We start from the raw sequence: 324 nt of genomic DNA on the forward strand, positions 1-324 counted from the left end.
CCTGCAACGACGCCTAAACGTTCTCTGCGAAGTTACGGGCCGCTGGTGGGCGTCGAGCGTGTCCTGATGCATCGGGTAGACCTTCCCATGGTTGCGCGTTTCAGTCCTTGAGACAGGTGCTCATGAAGCGCTTGCGCTCGGCGCCCTTCACACACCCTAGCGTGCTGCGAAGCCGAGTGGAGCACTGCGGCAATTGAGATGGGCAGGGTTGGTGGAAACAACGCCCGCGTTGCAGCCTCCTTGCGTGCCGACATAGAGCGGGGTTCCGTCTGAGCCCACGTTGGTAAGAAAGCCGATAGGCCGCGTGCCGGCATTGAGATAGTT

1 protein-coding gene is annotated in these 324 nt (G+C 60.8%); it reads right to left on the minus strand.

The genetic code is table 11. The features are described from left to right. Nucleotides 1-100: 100 nt before the first annotated feature. Nucleotides 101-151 carry a PsiF family protein gene (locus tag MKK70_RS31165; RefSeq protein WP_409568323.1) on the minus strand — a complete coding sequence of 17 codons (51 nt, stop codon included), beginning with the start codon at nucleotides 149-151 and terminating at the stop codon, nucleotides 101-103. Between the last annotated feature and the right edge of the window lie 173 nt (nucleotides 152-324).

Source organism: Methylobacterium sp. E-041, from assembly GCF_022829665.1.
In the GTDB taxonomy this organism is placed as follows: domain Bacteria; phylum Pseudomonadota; class Alphaproteobacteria; order Rhizobiales; family Beijerinckiaceae; genus Methylobacterium.